General features: G+C 35.1%; 17 protein-coding genes. 7 read left to right on the top strand and 10 right to left on the bottom strand.

What is annotated here, in order from left to right; all coding sequences use genetic code 11:
* The first annotated feature begins 63 nt into the window (after nucleotides 1–63).
* The gene (locus tag ABVM53_RS00655) at nucleotides 64–828 is read left to right on the top strand and encodes an MBL fold metallo-hydrolase (protein ID WP_405328285.1); all 765 of its coding nucleotides are present in this window, start codon (nucleotides 64–66) and stop codon (nucleotides 826–828) included.
* Between the two features lie 2 nt (nucleotides 829–830).
* Nucleotides 831–1316, top strand: a complete 486-nt coding sequence (locus tag ABVM53_RS00650) for a hypothetical protein (RefSeq protein ID WP_371457418.1) — start codon at nucleotides 831–833, stop codon at nucleotides 1314–1316.
* On the opposite strand, the gene ABVM53_RS00645 is transcribed toward ABVM53_RS00650, so the two are convergent.
* The 8 genes from ABVM53_RS00645 to ABVM53_RS00610 form a co-directional block, all read right to left on the bottom strand.
* Nucleotides 1313–1966 carry an alpha/beta hydrolase gene (locus tag ABVM53_RS00645; protein ID WP_405328282.1) on the bottom strand — a complete coding sequence of 218 codons (654 nt, stop codon included), beginning with the start codon at nucleotides 1964–1966 and terminating at the stop codon, nucleotides 1313–1315. The two genes, ABVM53_RS00650 and ABVM53_RS00645, sit on opposite strands and share 4 nt — an antisense overlap.
* Nucleotide 1967: 1 nt before the next feature.
* Complete coding sequence (locus tag ABVM53_RS00640) at nucleotides 1968–2297, bottom strand: hypothetical protein (RefSeq protein ID WP_405328279.1); 330 nt, start codon at nucleotides 2295–2297, stop codon at nucleotides 1968–1970.
* 3 nt (nucleotides 2298–2300) lie between these two features.
* Nucleotides 2301–3554 (bottom strand): dihydroorotase, encoded by a 1254-nt coding sequence (locus ABVM53_RS00635; RefSeq protein WP_405328276.1) that lies wholly within the window; start codon nucleotides 3552–3554, stop codon nucleotides 2301–2303.
* Nucleotides 3551–5470, bottom strand: coding sequence for a BatA domain-containing protein (locus ABVM53_RS00630; RefSeq protein ID WP_405328273.1), 1920 nt, complete (start codon nucleotides 5468–5470; stop codon nucleotides 3551–3553). The genes ABVM53_RS00635 and ABVM53_RS00630 overlap by 4 nt, the downstream gene beginning before the upstream one ends.
* Nucleotides 5471–5543: 73 nt before the next feature.
* Nucleotides 5544–6785: an ATP-binding protein gene (locus ABVM53_RS00625; RefSeq protein WP_405330882.1), complete on the bottom strand. Its 1242-nt coding sequence runs from the start codon at nucleotides 6783–6785 to the stop codon at nucleotides 5544–5546.
* A gap of 38 nt (nucleotides 6786–6823) precedes the next feature.
* Nucleotides 6824–8044, bottom strand: coding sequence for an ATP-binding protein (locus tag ABVM53_RS00620; RefSeq protein ID WP_371457423.1), 1221 nt, complete (start codon nucleotides 8042–8044; stop codon nucleotides 6824–6826).
* A gap of 88 nt (nucleotides 8045–8132) precedes the next feature.
* Nucleotides 8133–8924 (bottom strand): TIGR02757 family protein, encoded by a 792-nt coding sequence (locus tag ABVM53_RS00615; protein WP_405328270.1) that lies wholly within the window; start codon nucleotides 8922–8924, stop codon nucleotides 8133–8135.
* Complete coding sequence (locus ABVM53_RS00610; RefSeq protein WP_371457425.1) at nucleotides 8905–9567, bottom strand: ABC transporter ATP-binding protein; 663 nt, start codon at nucleotides 9565–9567, stop codon at nucleotides 8905–8907. Before ABVM53_RS00610 ends, ABVM53_RS00615 begins: the two co-directional genes overlap by 20 nt.
* Nucleotides 9568–9801: 234 nt before the next feature.
* On the opposite strand from ABVM53_RS00610, the gene msrA reads away from it, so the two are divergent.
* The 3 genes from msrA to ABVM53_RS00595 are packed head-to-tail and all read left to right on the top strand — an operon-like array spanning nucleotide 9802 to nucleotide 11322.
* Nucleotides 9802–10353: a peptide-methionine (S)-S-oxide reductase MsrA gene (msrA, locus tag ABVM53_RS00605; protein ID WP_405328267.1), complete on the top strand. Its 552-nt coding sequence runs from the start codon at nucleotides 9802–9804 to the stop codon at nucleotides 10351–10353.
* A 14-nt stretch (nucleotides 10354–10367) separates the two neighbouring features.
* Nucleotides 10368–10967 carry a GTP cyclohydrolase I FolE gene (gene folE / locus ABVM53_RS00600; protein WP_128758610.1) on the top strand — a complete coding sequence of 200 codons (600 nt, stop codon included), beginning with the start codon at nucleotides 10368–10370 and terminating at the stop codon, nucleotides 10965–10967.
* Nucleotides 10968–11010: 43 nt separating this feature from the next.
* Complete coding sequence (locus tag ABVM53_RS00595; protein ID WP_405328264.1) at nucleotides 11011–11322, top strand: hypothetical protein; 312 nt, start codon at nucleotides 11011–11013, stop codon at nucleotides 11320–11322.
* A 29-nt stretch (nucleotides 11323–11351) separates the two neighbouring features.
* Here ABVM53_RS00595 and ABVM53_RS00590 read toward each other — a convergent pair whose 3' ends face one another.
* Both ABVM53_RS00590 and ABVM53_RS00585 read right to left on the bottom strand, forming a co-directional pair.
* Entirely contained in the window at nucleotides 11352–11744 is a 393-nt protein-coding gene (locus ABVM53_RS00590) for a hypothetical protein (protein WP_405328262.1), read from the bottom strand.
* 105 nt (nucleotides 11745–11849) lie between these two features.
* Nucleotides 11850–14396, bottom strand: a complete 2547-nt coding sequence (locus ABVM53_RS00585; protein WP_371457429.1) for an ATP-dependent Clp protease ATP-binding subunit — start codon at nucleotides 14394–14396, stop codon at nucleotides 11850–11852.
* Between the two features lie 246 nt (nucleotides 14397–14642).
* Between ABVM53_RS00585 and gyrA the strand changes: the two genes are divergently transcribed.
* Nucleotides 14643–17192 (top strand): DNA gyrase subunit A, encoded by a 2550-nt coding sequence (gene gyrA / locus ABVM53_RS00580; RefSeq protein ID WP_371457430.1) that lies wholly within the window; start codon nucleotides 14643–14645, stop codon nucleotides 17190–17192.
* Nucleotides 17193–17222: 30 nt separating this feature from the next.
* A complete protein-coding gene (locus ABVM53_RS00575; RefSeq protein WP_405328257.1) occupies nucleotides 17223–18491 on the top strand; it encodes a tetratricopeptide repeat protein in 1269 nt (422 codons plus the stop codon).
* Nucleotides 18492–18649: the final 158 nt, after the last annotated feature.

Raw genomic sequence — 18649 nt, 5'->3', positions numbered from 1 at the left:
AAGGTAACAAAATGGTAGGGCTTACAAAAAATTAAGTGTAGTTTTGTTCTAAATTTTGCAGGTTTGAAAGTTACCTTTTTAGGCACAGGAACATCACAGGGAATCCCCATTATAGGCAGTTCACATCCCGTTTGTCAAAGTCACGATGAACGAGACAAAAGACTGCGTGTTTCTATTTTAATTAACTATAATAATGCGAATTATGTAATTGATTGTGGTCCTGATTTTAGGCAACAAATGTTGCGTGAGAACGTCACCCATCTTGAGGCATTACTCTTTACCCATGAACATGCAGATCATACCGCTGGTCTAGATGATATACGTCCATTTTTCTTTAGACAAGGTGATATACCTATATATGCGCATAAACGTGTTATTTCTGAATTAAAAAGGAGATTTGATTACATATTTCAAACCGAAAATCGGTATCCGGGTGCTCCTGCTGTAGAAATTAATGAAGTTGTAAATAATAATCCTTTTACAGTTAATGATCTGGAGTTTATTCCTGTAGATGTTTTACACGGCAACCTTCAGGTCTTTGGATATAGATTTAAAAATTTTGCTTACCTCACCGATGTTAAAACGATAAGTGATCAAGAAAAAGAAAAGCTAAAAAATCTTGATGTTTTAGTTGTTAATGCATTGCGTGAAGAGGAGCATTATACTCACTTTAATCTTGAAGAAGCCTTAGCTTTTGTTGAAGAGCTAAAACCAAAAAAAACCTATTTTACACATATAAGTCATTTACTTGGATTTCATGCAGATGTCGAAAAGCGTCTTCCTGAAAATGTACATCTCGCTTATGATGGCTTAACCTTAGAAATATAATTATGCGAAGAAATATCTTTTTGTATCTGTTCTTATTTGCAGCCTTGTGGATTGTTTTTCAGTATACAAATTCGACAAAGATCTATGAAAATCAAGAAAAACAAATTGCGCGTTTAGAAGAAAAACTTCAGAAAGCAGATTCAATATCACAAAATGCTGAAGGACAATCTGAGCGTTATTTTAAGCTGGTTGATAACGACAATGCCTATTCTTATTTTGAAAATTTTGATATAGATTATACTGATTTAGATAAGAGAATAGAATCTGCACTTATAAGTCAAAATGGAACTTCAGGAAATCCGCTGGTTACTTATGAAAGCAGCGGTGACAGTGTGTTTCAAATTAATAAAATTGAAGTGCTCAATCACAAATGGGTTATTGCAGATTTTAGTGATGGTAAGCGTTGGGGCGAACTTATATTACTTTATGATGTGTCAAAAGACGGAAGCGTTTCATTTGAAACGCTTCAAAGTGTCCTTTATCCTTAATGGTTTAAAAGCCAATCTTTTAAATCATAGAAGTTTTGTGGTGCTACACCGTGGCCTACTGGATACTCATTTAGTTTTACCGAAATGCCCAGGTTGTCGAGATAGGCTGGGATTTGTCTTGCTGCACTTACTGGTATGACCTGGTCGACACTTCCGTGAGATGAGAATACCGATAAATGTTTGTAGGCATCTAAATCAGATTTAGGAGCTGTAATATCTGGATTAACATATCCGCTGAGTCCAATGATATTTTTTACTTTTTCAGGATAGGTCAATGCAACTGCATAACTTAATATGCAACCTTGACTAAATCCCAAGAGAGTAACATTTGCAGGATCTACATCATATGTCGTTATAACCTCGTCAATAAATTTAGAAATTAATTCGCGAGATTCTATAGCCTCTTCATCATCAGACCATTTTCCATCTGTAGCATCCCAGTGTATCGTATACCAGGCATTTCCTGAAGGTTGCATAGGGCGTGGAGCTTTTGCAGAGACCACAAAATAATGGTCTGGCAGCTCTGGAGCAAATGAAAATAAATCTTCTTCATTACTGCCGTAACCGTGGAGTAGAAGTATAAGTGGTGCCTTGCCAGAACCGGCATTTTTAGGTCGTTGTATTAAATGTTCAAGTGAAAGTGTATTCATTTTATTGTATAAATGTAAACCATTTTTGAAATTGTTTTCCTAGTATAGGAACGGGTGTATATGTGCCTTGAAAAGCACTAACTATACCATAACCCCAAAGTACTATTATAAAAATATAGAAGCCTATGGTTGCCGGCCAACTATTTAAATAGGATACTAGAAAACCGAGTGCAAAGAAGGCGATAAAAATCCCGAAAGCTTGTCTAATATGAAATCTTGCAAATAAGTTTTTTGGTTCAGAATTCATAAATAATGCTATTATGGTTCCAATCATACTTAGGTATGCAATTATGGCTGTAGTCTTACCTTGTTTGATTATTTCGTTTGTCATTATTTATGATGCTATATATTGATTATTTGCAATGATTCCGTAGACTTTTCCCTTCAGTTTAGCACCAAGAAATGCTGCATTTTTAGATTTTGATAATATATTTTCCTTTGTAAAAGTGCTTGTTCCCTTAGCTGTAAATAAGGTTATATTTGCAGGCTCACCCACAACAATTTTGGCTTTTTCGCCGGTAAATCTAGATCTTCCTGCTGTGAGTAGGTGTATTGCTTGACGCTCTGTAACTAAAGTTAGCAAAGCTCCAAGTGTCGCTTCTTGAGCTATTGTACCAAATTTTGCATGGTCAAATTCTAATTTTTTCTGTTCGATATCAAGCGGATTGTGATCGCTGGTAACCATGTCTATGGTACCATCCTTTAAGCCTGCAATTAAAGCTTTACGATCTGTCTCATTGCGTAGTGGAGGCAAAACTTTATAACGGGTATCAAATTCTTCCAGTTCACTATCTGTATAGTAAATATTTGCCATCGCAACACTACAAGTTACATCAAGACCTTTAGCCTTTGCTTCTTTAATAAGAGCAACACTTTGTGCCGTAGAAATGGTAGGTATATGTAATTTACCTCCAGTATATTCTAGAATGTATAAATCTCTGGCAATTTGTAAATGTTCTGCCAGGGCAGGAATACCTTTTAATCCTAATTTAATAGCAATTTCTCCTTCGTTCGCCATTCCCTTAATAACAAGATCATTTTCCTGCGGAAAGGATAAAACAAGTCCGTCAAAACTTTGCGTGTATTGCAGCGCTATTTTAAGAAGATTAGGATTGCTTATTGCGTGTTGATAATCTCCAAATGCGATTGCTCCTGCCTTAGTCATATCAAATAATTCGGCTAGATCAACTCCTTCACCATTACGGGTTAGAGAACCAATAGGGTGTAAGCTAACTGCATTATTTTGAGCTTTATTTATAAGATAGGAAACAGACGAATTAGAATCTGTTACGGGATAGGTGTTGGGATTTACAGCTATAGCAGTAAAACCACTTTTTGCTGCTACCAGAAGTCCGTTTTTTATAGTTTCACGCTCTTCGTAGCCAGGTTCTCCGATACAAACGCTGCTGTCAAACCATCCCGGTGAAACTGTTAGGTTTTCAAAGTCTACATGTTGCTCCCCTTTAGTAGCATTCAATTTTGGGGCAATATCAGTTATAATTCCATCTTTTATTCTAATGTCGACCACGCTACCGTGGTGGTCATTACTCTCATCTAAAAGAGTTGCTTGTGTGATGCGTATATTCATTTAAGAAATTTTAAAAGGAGCATTTCTGCCAGAAGAGCCAGCAGTGCAAAAATAACAAACCATTTGTAAAACAAATTAAGATTTGACTCTTGTTCTAGTGTATCAAAAAGTGATTTTATAGTAGAAGAAAATTCGATTTCATTATTAGTTTGTGTGACTGGGCTTTGAAGCTTACTTTCTTTTCTATCGTGATTAAAAGCTACAGTAGTAATTGTGTCGCTCTTGTATTTCACTTCAAATAGGCCTGCATTTGTAATGCCTTGTGAGGTAGAAACAGATATATTATCACCACGTTTCTGTTGTAGAGGAATATATTGTTTGCTCTTTTTCTCAAGTACGAGCGCGGCATCTGTGGCAAGATCAGTTTTGATATCAAATGTTGCGTTAGTGCCTAGTGTATAATAGGGTTTTGGTAAAGAAAGTGCTTGAAGTGCTATCTTATCAAAAGTAGGAACTATCAATTGTCCTTTAACGAAGTTGCTATTTGAAGAAGATAATGAGGCTGTAAAAACATACAGATTATTATTTTCTGTCAAGAATGGGTCTCCATTCTCAAATGTTAGTATGGGATTGTTGGTATTGAGCTTGCTATACGAATTAACTATGTGAGACTGCAAATTAGATGATCTGCCGCTAAATACATTCTGAAAAAGAGGGTGATCATAACTTATACCCGTGATGTAGCTCGGCGTGCTTATTGTTTTTGTAAAGGGTTGCATCCCGAAAGCGGTAAGTAAATTAGAATATGCTTCCGGTTGATCTCTCGTAGAAGGAATTAATATAACTGTTCCTCCTTTTTGCGTGTGTGACTTTAGACTATTAATAAGTGAAATAGGAATACTATTAATTTCATTTAATATAATCAGATCCTGATCTGCAAGAAGTGCATAGTCTAATTGATTTTCAGAAACCGAAACAAATTCAAAACTGGCTGCGCTGTATAGCTTTTTTAGAAAGTCAAAACTTTCATCTGTAATAGCTAATACTTTAAGAGGTAATGCGTTATTTATGCTAAAATAGAAACTGTTATCATATTCTAGAGCAGCATCATCAAGGCGTATCATTCCTTTTATAGCTTTATCTGCAGGCAATTGAAATTGCGTAGAAGCTGTGTCGCTAGATGAAAATTTAACCGAAGATTTTGCGATAAGTTCGTTGCCATTAAATAAAGAAACAGGCAATTGATCTTCAGACTTAAAAGAGCTGGAGACAAGGACGTTTAGATCGTACAAATCTGCATTACGCTCGATAGTTAAACTATCTATTGAAAAATTTTCAAATGCAACCGGATCTAGTAATACCGGATAAATTTTTACAGATGAAGTATCTGCAAGATTAGAAAGGTCGAAATCTTGAAAATCTGAAACAAGCACTAGTCGTTTTTCAGTATTGAGATCTTTAGAAAAAAGAGTGTTTAACCGCAACAGCAGGCTTTTACTATCTGTAGTTTTTAAAGTAAAATCGAGATCAATAAGGATATTTCTATCTTTTTGAATATTAAATTTTTTAAATACTTCATCCCAGGTTACTAGGGTTACTAACTGGTCGTCTGGTAAATGGGATAGAAGATCTTGTGAGGCTTCCGTAAGCAAATTACCTTTTTTACCGGTGGCTTGCATACTGTAAGAGTTATCTACAAAAACAACGGTTTCTTTAGGTTTTGTAGCGCCTGACGATGCGGGGAAATAGGGCTGCGCAAAGGCTATAACAAGGCAGGCCAGTGCAATTAAACGTATAGCAAGTATGAGCCATTTTTTTATAGAACTGCTTTTTCGTGTATTTTGAATAACATTCTGAAGAAAAACTACATTCGTAAACGGAGTCTTTTTAAAGCGTCTTAATTGAAATAGGTGTATTAAAATAGGTATAAGCAGCAGAAAAAGAGCGTAGAGTATTTCAGGATTTTTAAACTGCATAGTTAAACGCTAATTAGCCGAGACGAAAATAAGTGTTTTACAAAGACAATAACGATATCCTTCTCCTTAATTTCTAATTCTTATAGCTTTTAGATGTGTCATATTCGGGTCCACTTATTTGTGTAAGGATATCCGCTTTACGAGCAGTAAATTTAAAAGTTGTCCCTTTCCCAATTTCTGAAGTTACATTTATTTTTCCGCCTAAATTTGTTACTAACTTCTTAACGGTAGATAATCCTATGCCATTACCGCGATTGCCGTTTTTATCTTTGTCTGTTGCAATAGTAAACAAATCAAAAATCTCTCCTAGCTTATCTGGAGCAATACCTATTCCGTTATCTTTTACTTCAAATAAATAGAAATCATCATTTTCATCAAAAGAAATATATATCTCCGGACTTTCTTTATCAGAATATTTTAAACTATTACCTATAAGATTTAAGAATATCTGATTAAGAGCAACCTTATTGCAATTAATAAGATGATTGGTTTCGGGTAAATGAATAACGCACTTATAATCTGCGTTAAGTAAATCCTCAAGCTCCTCCAGTAAGTCGTGAATATCAAAAAGCTCACGCTGATTTATGGTAAGATTATCACTTTCATAATGCAGTAAAATTCCATTAATGTATTCTGAAAGGGAGAACGACGAACTTTTAAGATAGTTGAGATAGTCGAGACCCTTCTCATCTAAAAGTTCTTTATACTTTGCTTTTAATAAATCTGTTGTAGTTATGATATTAGCCAAAGGCATTTTCATATCGTGAGATACTACCCCTGCAAAATCTTTTAAAAGGCTATTCTTCTTAAGCAGATTCTTTTGTAAAGCTTTGTTTTCTAAGTTTTGGCGGTGAAGCTCAAATAAATTAACGACTTGATTAGCTAAAGCAATCAAGGTATTTTTTTGTCTGTCACTAAGCGTGCGCGGTTTGTGATCAAAAACGCATAAAGTGCCCAATGCGTGTCCGCCCTTATCTATTAAAGGTACACCCGCATAGAAAATGGCTTTCATCTCACCGGTAACTAAGGGGTTATTCTTAAACCGATCATCTTTACGCGCATCTGGTATTACAAAAATGGATTCTGGAGATTGTATCGCGTGCGTACAAAAAGATATTTTACGCGGAGATTCTGAAAACGGGACACCATAATGAGATTTCAGGAAGTTACGATTGTAGTCTAACATCGTAACAAGCGATATGGGCGCATCACATATGTATGCGGCAATCTGAGTGATGTCATCATAACTTCTCTCAGGTAAGGTGCCTACTAATTTGTAAGAATCTACGGCTTCTTGTCTCTTTCTCTCGTTCAGAACTTTGGTTTTTTTGTGAAAAATAAAGATACTACAAACTAGTTATTTTTTGAAGCAACTTTTTTAATAGTAAAGTCAAAGGTAGTACCGCTAATTCCATCACTATTTACGCTAATAATTCCGCCTAAAGAATTCACTAGGTTGCGCACAGTAGATAAGCCAATTCCATTTCCTTTTTTTCCTTTATTATCTGTTTCTGAAGCTACAGTAAACAAATCAAAAATAGAAGACTGCTTATCTTTAGATATTCCTTTACCATTATCTTTTATCTGGATGTAATAGTAAGCATGATCTTCGGTACATTTAAAATCGATAATACCAGTTTCCTTGTCATTATACTTAAGGCTGTTAGTGATTAAGTTAATGAGAATTTGACTTACTGCAGAACGATTCGTTTGTAATTCCAGATTTTTGTCTGGAAAATTTATAATATAATCTTCGTTAATATTTAAGAGATCGATTAGTTCTTCTAACAGATGATTGAGTTCAAAATTTTCTAAATTTTGTATAGTCAAATCTTCACTCTCGTAATAGGAAAGTAGATTATCGATATAATCACTAAGGGAAAACGAGGACTGTTTTAAATACGAAAGATATTCATTTCCCTGCTCATCAAATTGGTTAGCATATTTAGCTCTCAATATATCTGTGGTGACAATCATATTTGCTAGCGGCATCTTCATGTCGTGAGATATTACACCTGCAAAGGTCTTTAATTGTTCGTTTTTTGCATTTAAAAGTTTTTCAATTTTCTTTAATTGTAAATTATTTCTTCTAAGTTCAAAAAGATTTTCTACTTGCGTAGCCAGATCTCTTAGTGCATTTAACTGTGTGTCGGTAAGTGTCTTGGGTTTTCTATCTATAACGCAAAGAGTACCTAAGGCTTCTCCCGTGGGAGTTAGTAATGGAACTCCGGTATAAAATATTACCGGAAAATCTGCACGCACCAGCGGATTATTCTTAAAACGATCATCCAGTCTTGAGTCTGGAACAACTGTAATATTCTTAGGATCCATTATAGCGTGCGCACAAAACGACACCTCACGATCAGTTTCACAAATATCCCAACCAACTTTAGATTTAAACCATTGTCTATCTTCACTTACAAGTGAAATTAATGAAACAGGTGCCTCACAAATTGTTGAAGCCAGACGCGTGATAACATCAAAATTTGTGTCTGATGCAGTATCTAACAAACGCAATTGTTCTAATTGTGATAGGCGAGAAGCTTCATTTTCTGGAATAGGTTGAGATTGCATATATATTTAAGGGTCTTTAAGAGGGAGTTATGGCTAATGGGATTATTAATCAGCAATAATTATACTGCAAAAATACAATTATAACTGGTTAAAATAGATCCTTTTCAAAAGCGCTTAAACCGAACAGGGCAAAGTCATATTTTACAGGATCTTTAGGTTCTAATTTTCGCAATTTATTATCAAGCTCTGCTACAGCCTTAGCGTCATTTTGTGCACGTGTGAGTAAGCCTAATTGACGAGCTACTCTACCCGAATGTACATCAAGTGGACAAGATAGTAGCCCTGGACTTATATTTTTCCATAAGCCAAAATCTACTCCAGCTGTCGCTGGTCGTACCATCCATCTCAAATACATGTTTATACGTTTTGCCGCAGAGTTTTTTAACGGATCACTAATGTGTTTTTGGGTACGGTTTGTATGAGGTATTTCAAAGAAAATAGATTTAAATCTGCTTATAACAGGTTGTAAATCTTTATTAGCATTCTGAGATTGAAAAATGAGCTCTAAACCACCGTGGTTTAAATAGATGTTTTTTAAACTTTCGACAAAAGTTATTAAGTCTGTACCATTAAAAGTTCGATGTACAAAATTAAGAAGAGGTTTTAGATCATCAGCTCCGTGATTTAGTACAAAATCGTAAGGATCATTATTAAGTAATTCAATAAGTTTATTACCATTATTAATAATGCTTTTGCGATTTCCCCAAGCTATAGTTGCAACCAGAAAGCCTATAATTTCTATATCTTCTTTTTTAGTAAATTGATGAGGAATTTGGATAGGGTCTGTACCTATAAATTGTGGGCTTTCATATATGTTAGCCTTCTCATCTAGAAATTCTTTAAGCTCGCTTTTAGAAAGTTTAAGAGATGATTTTGCCATCTACCATGGTTAATTTACGATCGGCCATTTCAGCCAATTCTTCATTATGAGTTACAATAACAAACGTCTGATTATAGGTGTCACGAAGCTTGAAGAATAATTTATGTAAATTTTCTGCAGATTCGCTATCCAGATTTCCAGAAGGTTCATCGGCTAGTATGAGAGCGGGCTCATTAACAAGAGAACGTGCAACGGCAACACGCTGCTGCTCACCACCAGAAAGTTGACTTGGTTTGTGGTGCATACGATGCGAAAGTCCTAAAAAATCAAGAAGTTCTTTAGCTTTCTTTTCAGCAACATCCTTTTCCTTTTTTGCTATAAAAGCAGGGATACAAACATTTTCTAAAGCGGTAAATTCGGGCAATAATTGATGAAATTGAAAGATAAACCCAATGTTTAAATTTCTAAATCGACTGAGTTCTCTTTCGTTCAGCTTAGAAACTTCAATATCATTTATATACAGATTTGTATTAGCGTGTTTATCTGCACGATCTAAAGTTCCTAAAATTTGTAAAAGTGTGGTTTTGCCGGCACCACTTGCGCCTACAATAGACACAACTTCGGCATCTTTAATTAAAAGATCGACACCTTTTAGAACCTGGACGTCACCGTAAGATTTTAGAATATTTTCAGCTTTAATCATAAGAAGTTATGAATCTTTAAACTGTAATTAAAGTGGGTTAAAACCGACTACTTCAACGACACTTTGATTTTCAGAAATAAGTATATCTTGTTAAGATTTCAAAGGTAATGTACTAAACATAATAATTGTTGTTAACACAAAATTTTATCATTTTGTTTAATGATTTCTGTAGTTGTATTAACAATACGTTAAACTGAATTTTAAGATGCTTCTAGCATCTAAATTTGTTAAGCTATGAATACTAATTTGAAAACTGTAACTTTTGCAAACGGATGCTTCTGGTGTACAGAGGCGGTTTTTCAACGTTTTAAAGGTGTATATAATGTAAAAAGTGGTTACACGGGAGGAAAAATTAAAAATCCACCGTACCGGGAAGTCTGTCAGGGAAGAACAGGTCACGCTGAAGCCATACAACTTCAATATGATCCCGCAATAATATCTTATCTAGAGTTGCTTCAAGTATTTTTTACTACTCACGACCCTACGACGCTCAACAGACAAGGAAACGATGTGGGAACCCAATATCGAAGTGCTATTTACTATCATTCTCAAGAACAATGTGATGAGGCTAATGCAATGATAGAAATATTAGAAAAAGAGCATATTTTTGATTCTAAAATTGTTACAGAGGTTACTCAGGCAATGCCATTTTATGATGCAGAAGATGATCATGCTTCTTATTATAATAACAATAAACTTCAGGGCTATTGCCAATACATAATAGATCCGAAAATCGCTAAAATTAAAAAGCTTTTTAAAGAACAGCTTTTAGAATCCTACCTTTAATAAAACACATATTTATGTCGCCATATAAAAAATTTGAAGAGTATAATATCGACTTGAAAGATGAGATAAAAGATAGCTACTCGTCCATTATAAAAGATTTAGGAGAAGATGTCACTCGTGATGGTCTTCTTAAAACTCCGGAACGTGCAGCAAAAGCAATGATGTATTTAACAAGTGGCTATGATGTTGATCCTGCAGAAATTTTAAAAGGAGCAATGTTCAAAGAAGATTATAGAGAGATGGTTATTGTGAAGGATATCGAATTATATTCGCTATGTGAACATCACTTATTACCTTTCTTCGGAAAGGCACACATTGCTTATATACCTAATGGGAGCATTGTGGGTCTTAGTAAACTGCCGCGCATCGTAGATGTTTTTTCTAGAAGATTGCAAGTACAAGAGCGTCTAACTCACGATATTTTAGAATGTATTAATACTACTTTAAAACCTGAGGGTGTTGCAGTAGTGATTGAAGCTTCACATATGTGTATGATGATGCGTGGGGTCCAAAAACAGAATTCTACAACCACGACTTCTGGGTTTAGAGGTCAATTTGAAAAGATTGAAACTAGAAATGAGTTTCTTAAGCTTATTAGTTCTGATTTAAGCTAACTATGGCAGGTTATTTGCTTTATATTTATAAAAACAAAATGTTATGAAAGCATTAGATTATAATTTACTGGTAAAGGGGATATTTTTTGATGCAGTTGGTATGCTGAGTATGGCAATTCCTGTAGTAGGGCCTTTCTTAGACTTGGCGTGGGCTCCAGTTGCAGCTAAACAAATGTCAAAAATGTATCCCGGTCGTAAAGGAAAATTTGCTTCGATATTAGTTTTTATAGAAGAGATACTTCCATTTACAGATATCGTCCCATCTTTTACCCTAATGTGGGTATATACTTTTTTAATAAATACAGAACCTCGACCTAACAAAGGAAGAGTTATTCCGATACGGATTAAAGACTAACAAAAAAAAGGTGCTATTAGCACCTTTTTTTATTCCTTTTCTATAGCTTTTATTATTTCTTCATTCATCCATTGAATGGCATCTTCTTTAGCTCCAAATATCCCAAAAGGTTTCTTGTAAAATTTTCCTTCAATTTCTGCATTACCTCGACCAATACTTGTATCAGAAACAATAGCAAATGCTTTTAAACTTTCTACTTTATTAAGTTCTGTATAAATCATAGGGTTAATACTGTAAGAATGTTCTCTTACTGAAATATAACCGAATGGATGGCCATTATAATGATCTAAGCAAGCATTTAAAAAGGAAACACGATCGTCTTCATCAAAGTTGATATTTGATTTTACATATCCTAGTGCACAGAATTCATCGAATTCAATTCTTCCAGAACGTAGATGTATAATTTTCCTCAATGATGCCATAATTAAATATAACTAAATTATAAATAATATAAATTAAGAAAATGTTATTTATAAAAAAAAGAACCACATAAGTGGTTCTTTTTTAAATAGTTATAAATTAAGAAGTTAAGATTGTGTAGAATTCTCAGTCTTTTCAATCTTGATGGTCAATTCTTCTTTACCTTCTTCGATATCCATAAAGATTTTATCGCCTTCACCTATTTTTGCAGTGATAATTTCTTCTGCAAGAGCGTCTTCGATATATTTTTGAATTGCTCGCTTTAATGGTCTTGCGCCATATTCTTTATCAAAACCTTTCTCGCTAATAAAGTCTTTTGCTTTGTCACTCAATTCTAAATTATAACCAAGTGATTGAATACGATTGTAAAGCTTTTTCAATTCGATATCGATGATCTGGTGTATTTCTTTGCGATCTAAAGCATTAAATACAATAACATCATCTACTCGATTTAAGAATTCAGGAGCAAATGCTTTTTTTAATGCATTTTGAATAATTCCTTTAGCATTTTCTTCTGCCTGATCTTTTCGCGCTGTAGTACCAAAACCTACGCCTTGTCCAAAATCTTTAATCTTACGAGCTCCAATATTTGAAGTCATAATGATTACCGTATTCTTAAAGTCAATCTTTCGACCTAGAGAATCTGTAAGATAACCATCATCAAGAACTTGAAGCAGCATATTAAATACGTCTGGATGAGCTTTTTCAATCTCATCTAACAGGATAACAGCATAAGGCTTTCTTCTTACTTTCTCAGTAAGCTGTCCACCTTCTTCATAACCTACATATCCCGGAGGTGCTCCAATAAGTCTTGAGACTGCAAATTTCTCCATGTATTCACTCATATCGATACGTACCAGTGAATCCTCATTATCAAATAACTCGGTGGCTAAAATTTTTGCAAGTTGCGTTTTACCTACACCAGTTTGTCCTAAGAAAATAAAAGAACCAATTGGCTTATTAGGATCTTTTAATCCAGCACGATTACGTTGTATAGCTTTAGCTACTTTAGCAACCGCTTCATCCTGACCTATTACTTTGTTTTTAATAGAATTAGGTAATTCGGCTAGTTTATTACTTTCGGTTTTTGCAATACGTGTAACCGGTATTCCAGACATCATTGAAACAACGTCGGCAACGTTATCTTCGGTAACCGTTTCCTTATGTTGTTTAGAATCTTCTTCCCAAGTAGCTTGGGCAGTTGCTAACTCCTTCTCAATATTTTTCTCGTCATCCCGTAATTTAGCTGCCTCTTCATATTTCTGCTTTTTAACTACAGAATTTTTGCGTTCGCGCACTTCTTCAAGTTGGCGTTCTAAATCAAGAATTTTCTTCGGAACGTCAATATTTATAATATGCACACGAGAACCAGCTTCATCTAAAGCATCAATTGCTTTATCCGGAAGAAAACGATCTGTCATGTATCTGCTTGTAAGCGTTACACAGGCTTTTATCGCTTCAGGTGTATAGACTACATTGTGATGATCTTCATATTTATCCTTGATATTATTTAGGATCTCTATGGTTTCCTCTTCATTTGTAGGCTCTACTATTACTTTTTGAAAACGTCTTTCTAAAGCGCCGTCTTTTTCGATATATTGTCTGTATTCATCTAGAGTAGTTGCTCCAATACATTGCAGTTCGCCACGTGCTAGAGCAGGTTTAAACATATTGCTCGCATCTAGTGAACCAGTCGCTCCACCTGCACCTACAATGGTGTGAATTTCATCGATAAATAAGATTATATCTTTATTTTTCTCAAGCTCGTTCATAACGGCTTTCATACGCTCTTCAAACTGTCCTCTGTACTTAGTACCCGCGACTAAACTCGCCAAGTCTAAAGTCACAACACGTTTATCAAAAAGTATACGTGAAACCTTACGTTTTACAATTCGTAACGCAAGACCTTCTGCAATAGCAGATTTACCCACACCCGGTTCTCCAATTAATAGCGGATTATTTTTCTTACGTCTACTTAATATTTGAGAAACGCGTTCTATTTCTTTCTCACGACCTACAACAGGATCCAGTTTATTTTCCTCGGCCATTGCTGTAAGATCACGCCCAAAGTTGTCTAGAACAGGTGTTTTAGACTTTTTGTTGCTTTTATTTCCTGGAGCATTAAAAGGGTTGTCTTTTGACGACTCAGACGTTGTATCATCATCACTAAAAGATTCACTCTTTATAGGCTCTATATAATCATCATCGCTTGTCATCATAAGTTTGAATTGATCTTTTACATTATCATAATCTACTTTTAGTTTATTAAGCAACTTGGTTGTTGGGTCATTCTCATTGCGTAATACACAAAGTAAAAGATGCGCTGTATTAATAGAAGAACTTTGAAAAAGTTTAGCTTCTAAAAAAGTGGTTTTTAATGCGCGCTCTGCTTGTCGCGTTAAATGTAAATTTTGCTTTTCGCTGCTGGCCGATCCCGGAGTGGGATTTGCCGGACTCAAAATCTCGACTTTTCGTCTTAAGTGACTTAGATCTATATCTAATGCCTCAAGGATTTCTATAGCCTTGCCGCTACCGTCACGTAGTAGACCTAACATAAGATGTTCGGTTCCAATAAAATCGTGACCTAGACGTAAAGCCTCTTCCTTGCTATAAGCAATTACATCTTTAACTCGTGGTGAAAAATTATCATCCATAAACTCTCCTATCTTTTTCTATAGTTTTTGAATATCAATTCAAAAACCGTTCCGTTGATATCACTTTAAGTAAATTGACAAAATAAGTTTTAAAGTGACAATGGAAGTTAAGCATACTTATTAAAAAGGGAAACATATTTTTGTTAATAAAAACCATATACAGTGAGTTGCTAAATACCGAAAACACAAGAGAAAAACGTATATTGCCCCTTACTGTTTAAACCAAAAATTTAAAGATAAATACATATGGCTGAAGGAGAGAAGTTAATTCCTATCAACATTGAAGATGAGATGAAATCAGCCTACATTGACTATTCAATGTCGGTCATCGTGTCACGTGCATTACCAGATGTACGAGACGGTTTAAAACCTGTACACAGACGTGTTTTATTTGGAATGCATGAATTAGGTGTTAGATCTAACACCGCACATAAAAAATCTGCTAGAATTGTAGGTGAAGTTCTTGGTAAATATCACCCACACGGTGATACTTCAGTTTATGATACTATGGTGCGTATGGCCCAGGAGTGGTCTCTGAGATATATGCTTGTAGATGGTCAAGGTAACTTTGGTTCTGTAGATGGAGATAGTCCTGCAGCAATGCGATATACAGAAGCACGTATGCGCAAAATCTCTGAGGAGATGCTTGCAGACATAGATAAAGACACAGTAGATCATCAATTAAACTTTGATGATACACTTAAGGAGCCTAAAGTTTTACCTACTCGTATTCCTGGTCTTTTAGTAAATGGAGCTTCAGGTATTGCAGTAGGTATGGCTACAAATATGCCGCCTCATAACTTAACCGAAGTTATAAACGGAATATCTGCATATATTGAAAATAACGACATCGAAATAGACGAACTGATGCAGCATATTACTGCACCAGATTTCCCTACCGGAGGAACTATTTACGGTTATGAAGGTGTACGTGAGGCATTTAAAACAGGTAGAGGGCGTGTTGTTATGCGTGCAAAGGCTGTTTTTGAAGAGGTTAGAGGTCGTGAATGTATTGTTGTAAATGAGATTCCATATCAGGTGAATAAGGCTGATATGATTAAGAAGACCGCAGATCTTGTTAACGAGAAAAAAATAGATGGCATCGCTTCTATACGTGATGAGTCTGATCGTAATGGGATGCGTATTGTTTACGTTTTAAAACGTGATGCAATTCCTAATATCGTACTTAACACCTTATATAAATATACAGCTTTACAGTCTTCGTTTAGTGTAAACAATATTGCCTTAGTAAAAGGAAGACCAGAAATGTTGAATCTTAAAGATATGATTCATCATTTTGTTGAGCACCGTCATGAGGTGGTCGTTAGACGTACTGAATATCTTCTTAAAAAGGCTGAAGAGCGAGCTCACATTTTAGAAGGTTTAATTATTGCATCAGACAATATTGACGAAGTTATCGCTCTTATACGTGCTAGTAGCAATGCCGAAGAGGCGCGTACTAAGTTAATGGAGCGTTTTGATCTTTCAGAAATTCAAGCTAGAGCAATAGTTGAGATGCGTCTACGCCAATTAACTGGACTGGAGCAAGACAAACTAAGAGAAGAATATGAGCAAATAGTTAAAACTATTGAAGATCTAAAAGACATTCTTGCCCGCAAAGAGCGTAGAATGGAAATTATAAAAGAAGAGCTACAAGAAATTAAAGATAAATATGGTGACGAGCGCCGTACTACTATTGATTTTGCAGGTGGCGATGTAAGTATTACAGATTTGATTCCTGATGAGAAAGTAGTATTGACTATTTCGCATGCAGGTTATATAAAACGTACTTCACTATTAGAATATAAAACTCAAAATAGAGGTGGAGTAGGGCAAAAGGGTTCGACTACGAGAAATGAAGATTTCCTAGAGCATCTTTTTGTAGGTACAAATCACCAGTACTTAATATTCTTCACCCAGAAAGGTAAGTGTTACTGGATGCGTGTTTTTGAAATTCCTGAGGGAAGTAAAACGTCAAAAGGCCGTGCTATTCAAAACCTTATTAATATTGAGCCAGATGATAAAGTGATGACGTTTATCTGTACTAATGATCTTAAAGATGAAGAGTACATAAACAGTCATTATGTCATTATGGTTACGAAAAAAGGCCAGGTTAAGAAAACATCTCTGGAGCAATATTCGCGTCCACGTACAAATGGAATCAATGCCATTACTATAAAAGATGATGATGAACTGCTTTCTGCAAAACTTACAACCGGAGATAGTCAAGTAGTATTGGCAATTAAATCTGGAAAAGCAATACGCTTTGAAGAAGAGAAAACCAGACCTATGGGTAGAAACGCATCTGGTGTGCGTGGCATAACTCTTGCAGATGATAATGACGAAGTGATAGGGATGGTTGCTGTCAACGATTCAGAATCTAACATATTAGTTGTTTCTGAAAACGGTTATGGTAAGCGATCTTTAGTTGAAGATTACCGCGTTACAAATCGTGGTGGTAAAGGAGTTAAGACTATTTCTATTACAGAAAAAACTGGTAATTTAGTTGCAATTAATAATGTAACAGATGATGATGATCTTATGATTATTAATAAATCTGGTATTGCGATTAGAATGGCAGTTTCAGAATTGCGTGTAATGGGTAGAGCTACGCAAGGTGTGCGCTTAATAAATTTAAAAAATGGGGACACCATTGCTGCGGTAACAAAAGTGAAGAAAGATGAAGACGCAATTGATGATGAAGATATTGAAGATATCGATGCTACAGTAGTAGATTCAACCGCTGCAGACGAAAATTTAAATAATGATAAACCTTCTTCTGACGAAGAAGAATAACCAAAGTTGAATATTAAAATTAGTAAAATAATGAAAACAAAATCTTTAGTAATAGCGGCACTATCTGTTACCGCTTTAACTTTTGCGCAGAAGAAAGAGATTAAATCTGCGGAAAAAACAGTTGAGTCTGGCAGTTTTGTTCAAGCTCAAACAGAAATTAGTGGTCTTGAAGGTATGATGAGCCAGATGGACGAAAAGGAAAAAGAATACTATTACTTTATAAAAGGTAGAGCGTTTTTAGGAGGTGAAGACAACAAAAAGTCTGAAGATCTTTTAAAAGCTATGGAAGCTTTCACAAAAGTAAATGAGTTTAATGACGGTAGCAAATATGGTCAAGAAGCAACTCAATATAAGCAGCAAGCTATGAATGCAGTTATTTCATCTGCTGTAGATGATCAAAATGCTGAAAAATATAGCGATGCAGCAACTAAACTTTATAAACTGTATACGCTAACTCAGAAGGATACATCTTATTTATATTTTGCGGCATCAAACGCTGTTAATGCACAAGATTTCCCTACTGCTTTAGATTACTATAGCCAGTTAAAATCATTAGGTTACACCGGTGTTGAAACAAAGTTTACTGCAAAGAACAAAGATAACGGTCAAGTTGAGAGTTTTAATTCTAAACAACAACGTGATCTATTTGTAAAATCTGGCACTCACGAAGATCCACAAACAGAAGTTACTGAGTCTCGTGCAGGTGAGATTGCAAAAAATATCGCACTTATTTATGTTCAAGAAGGTGAAAATGATAAAGCAATTTCTGCTATAGATGATGCTCTTGCTGAAAATCCAGATGATGATGCTCTTTTACGCTCTGCGGCAGATGTGTATCTTAAAATGGATATGACTACTGAATATGAGGCTGCTATGAACAAGGTTATCGCTAAGGACCCTAATAATCCTGGATTATATTTTAATTTAGGTGTAGGTGCTGCTAAGGCTGATGATATGGAAAAAGCAATGGGTTACTACGAGAAGGCTTTAGAAATAGATCCTGATTACAGCGCTGCTAACTTGAATATAGCTGCTTTAATGCTTGGAAAAGATAAAGACATCATTGAGCAAATGAATACCTTAGGTAATTCTAAAGCTGATAATGCTAAATATAACGAGTTAAAGAAACAACGTTTAGCTCTTTACGGTGAAGCTGTTCCTTATTTAGAGAAAGCTATTGCGGGTGAAGAATCTAATATTGAAGCGGTACGTACGTTATACAACATCCATGTTCAGTTAGGTAACACTACTGAGGCAGATAAGTACAAAGCTAAATTAGATGCTCTTGAATCTAAATAATTAGCTTCATAATTAATACATATATTAAAGCCCGATCTTGCGATCGGGCTTTTTTTATAGCCTTAAATTCTATTTATACAATTTGAATTAACTGTGATTATGCGTTGTATGAATTGTTCACTATAAGTGATCTGTTTTTAACAAGTGACAATACATTT

The sequence above is a fragment of the Leeuwenhoekiella sp. LLG6367-2.1 genome (assembly GCF_045055775.1).
In the GTDB taxonomy this organism is placed as follows: Bacteria; Bacteroidota; Bacteroidia; order Flavobacteriales; family Flavobacteriaceae; genus Leeuwenhoekiella; species Leeuwenhoekiella aequorea.
The sequence above is the reverse complement of the archived record's forward strand: the minus strand, read 5'-3'. Positions and strand labels throughout refer to the sequence as shown.

What these genes read in the sequence shown, in the direction of transcription:
- ABVM53_RS00650 (WP_371457418.1), top strand. Translation starts at nt 831, where the DNA reads ATGCGAAGAAATATCTTTTTGTATCTGTTCTTATTTGCAGCCTTGTGG.
- ABVM53_RS00645 (WP_405328282.1), bottom strand. Translation starts at nt 1,966, where the DNA reads ATGAATACACTTTCACTTGAACATTTAATACAACGACCTAAAAATGCC.
- ABVM53_RS00640 (WP_405328279.1), bottom strand. Translation starts at nt 2,297, where the DNA reads ATGACAAACGAAATAATCAAACAAGGTAAGACTACAGCCATAATTGCA.
- ABVM53_RS00635 (WP_405328276.1), bottom strand. Translation starts at nt 3,554, where the DNA reads ATGAATATACGCATCACACAAGCAACTCTTTTAGATGAGAGTAATGAC.
- ABVM53_RS00630 (WP_405328273.1), bottom strand. Translation starts at nt 5,470, where the DNA reads ATGCAGTTTAAAAATCCTGAAATACTCTACGCTCTTTTTCTGCTGCTT.
- ABVM53_RS00620 (WP_371457423.1), bottom strand. Translation starts at nt 8,044, where the DNA reads ATGCAATCTCAACCTATTCCAGAAAATGAAGCTTCTCGCCTATCACAA.
- ABVM53_RS00615 (WP_405328270.1), bottom strand. Translation starts at nt 8,924, where the DNA reads ATGGCAAAATCATCTCTTAAACTTTCTAAAAGCGAGCTTAAAGAATTT.
- ABVM53_RS00610 (WP_371457425.1), bottom strand. Translation starts at nt 9,567, where the DNA reads ATGATTAAAGCTGAAAATATTCTAAAATCTTACGGTGACGTCCAGGTT.
- msrA (WP_405328267.1), top strand. Translation starts at nt 9,802, where the DNA reads ATGAATACTAATTTGAAAACTGTAACTTTTGCAAACGGATGCTTCTGG.
- folE (WP_128758610.1), top strand. Translation starts at nt 10,368, where the DNA reads ATGTCGCCATATAAAAAATTTGAAGAGTATAATATCGACTTGAAAGAT.
- ABVM53_RS00595 (WP_405328264.1), top strand. Translation starts at nt 11,011, where the DNA reads ATGAAAGCATTAGATTATAATTTACTGGTAAAGGGGATATTTTTTGAT.
- ABVM53_RS00590 (WP_405328262.1), bottom strand. Translation starts at nt 11,744, where the DNA reads ATGGCATCATTGAGGAAAATTATACATCTACGTTCTGGAAGAATTGAA.
- ABVM53_RS00585 (WP_371457429.1), bottom strand. Translation starts at nt 14,396, where the DNA reads ATGGATGATAATTTTTCACCACGAGTTAAAGATGTAATTGCTTATAGC.
- gyrA (WP_371457430.1), top strand. Translation starts at nt 14,643, where the DNA reads ATGGCTGAAGGAGAGAAGTTAATTCCTATCAACATTGAAGATGAGATG.
- ABVM53_RS00575 (WP_405328257.1), top strand. Translation starts at nt 17,223, where the DNA reads ATGAAAACAAAATCTTTAGTAATAGCGGCACTATCTGTTACCGCTTTA.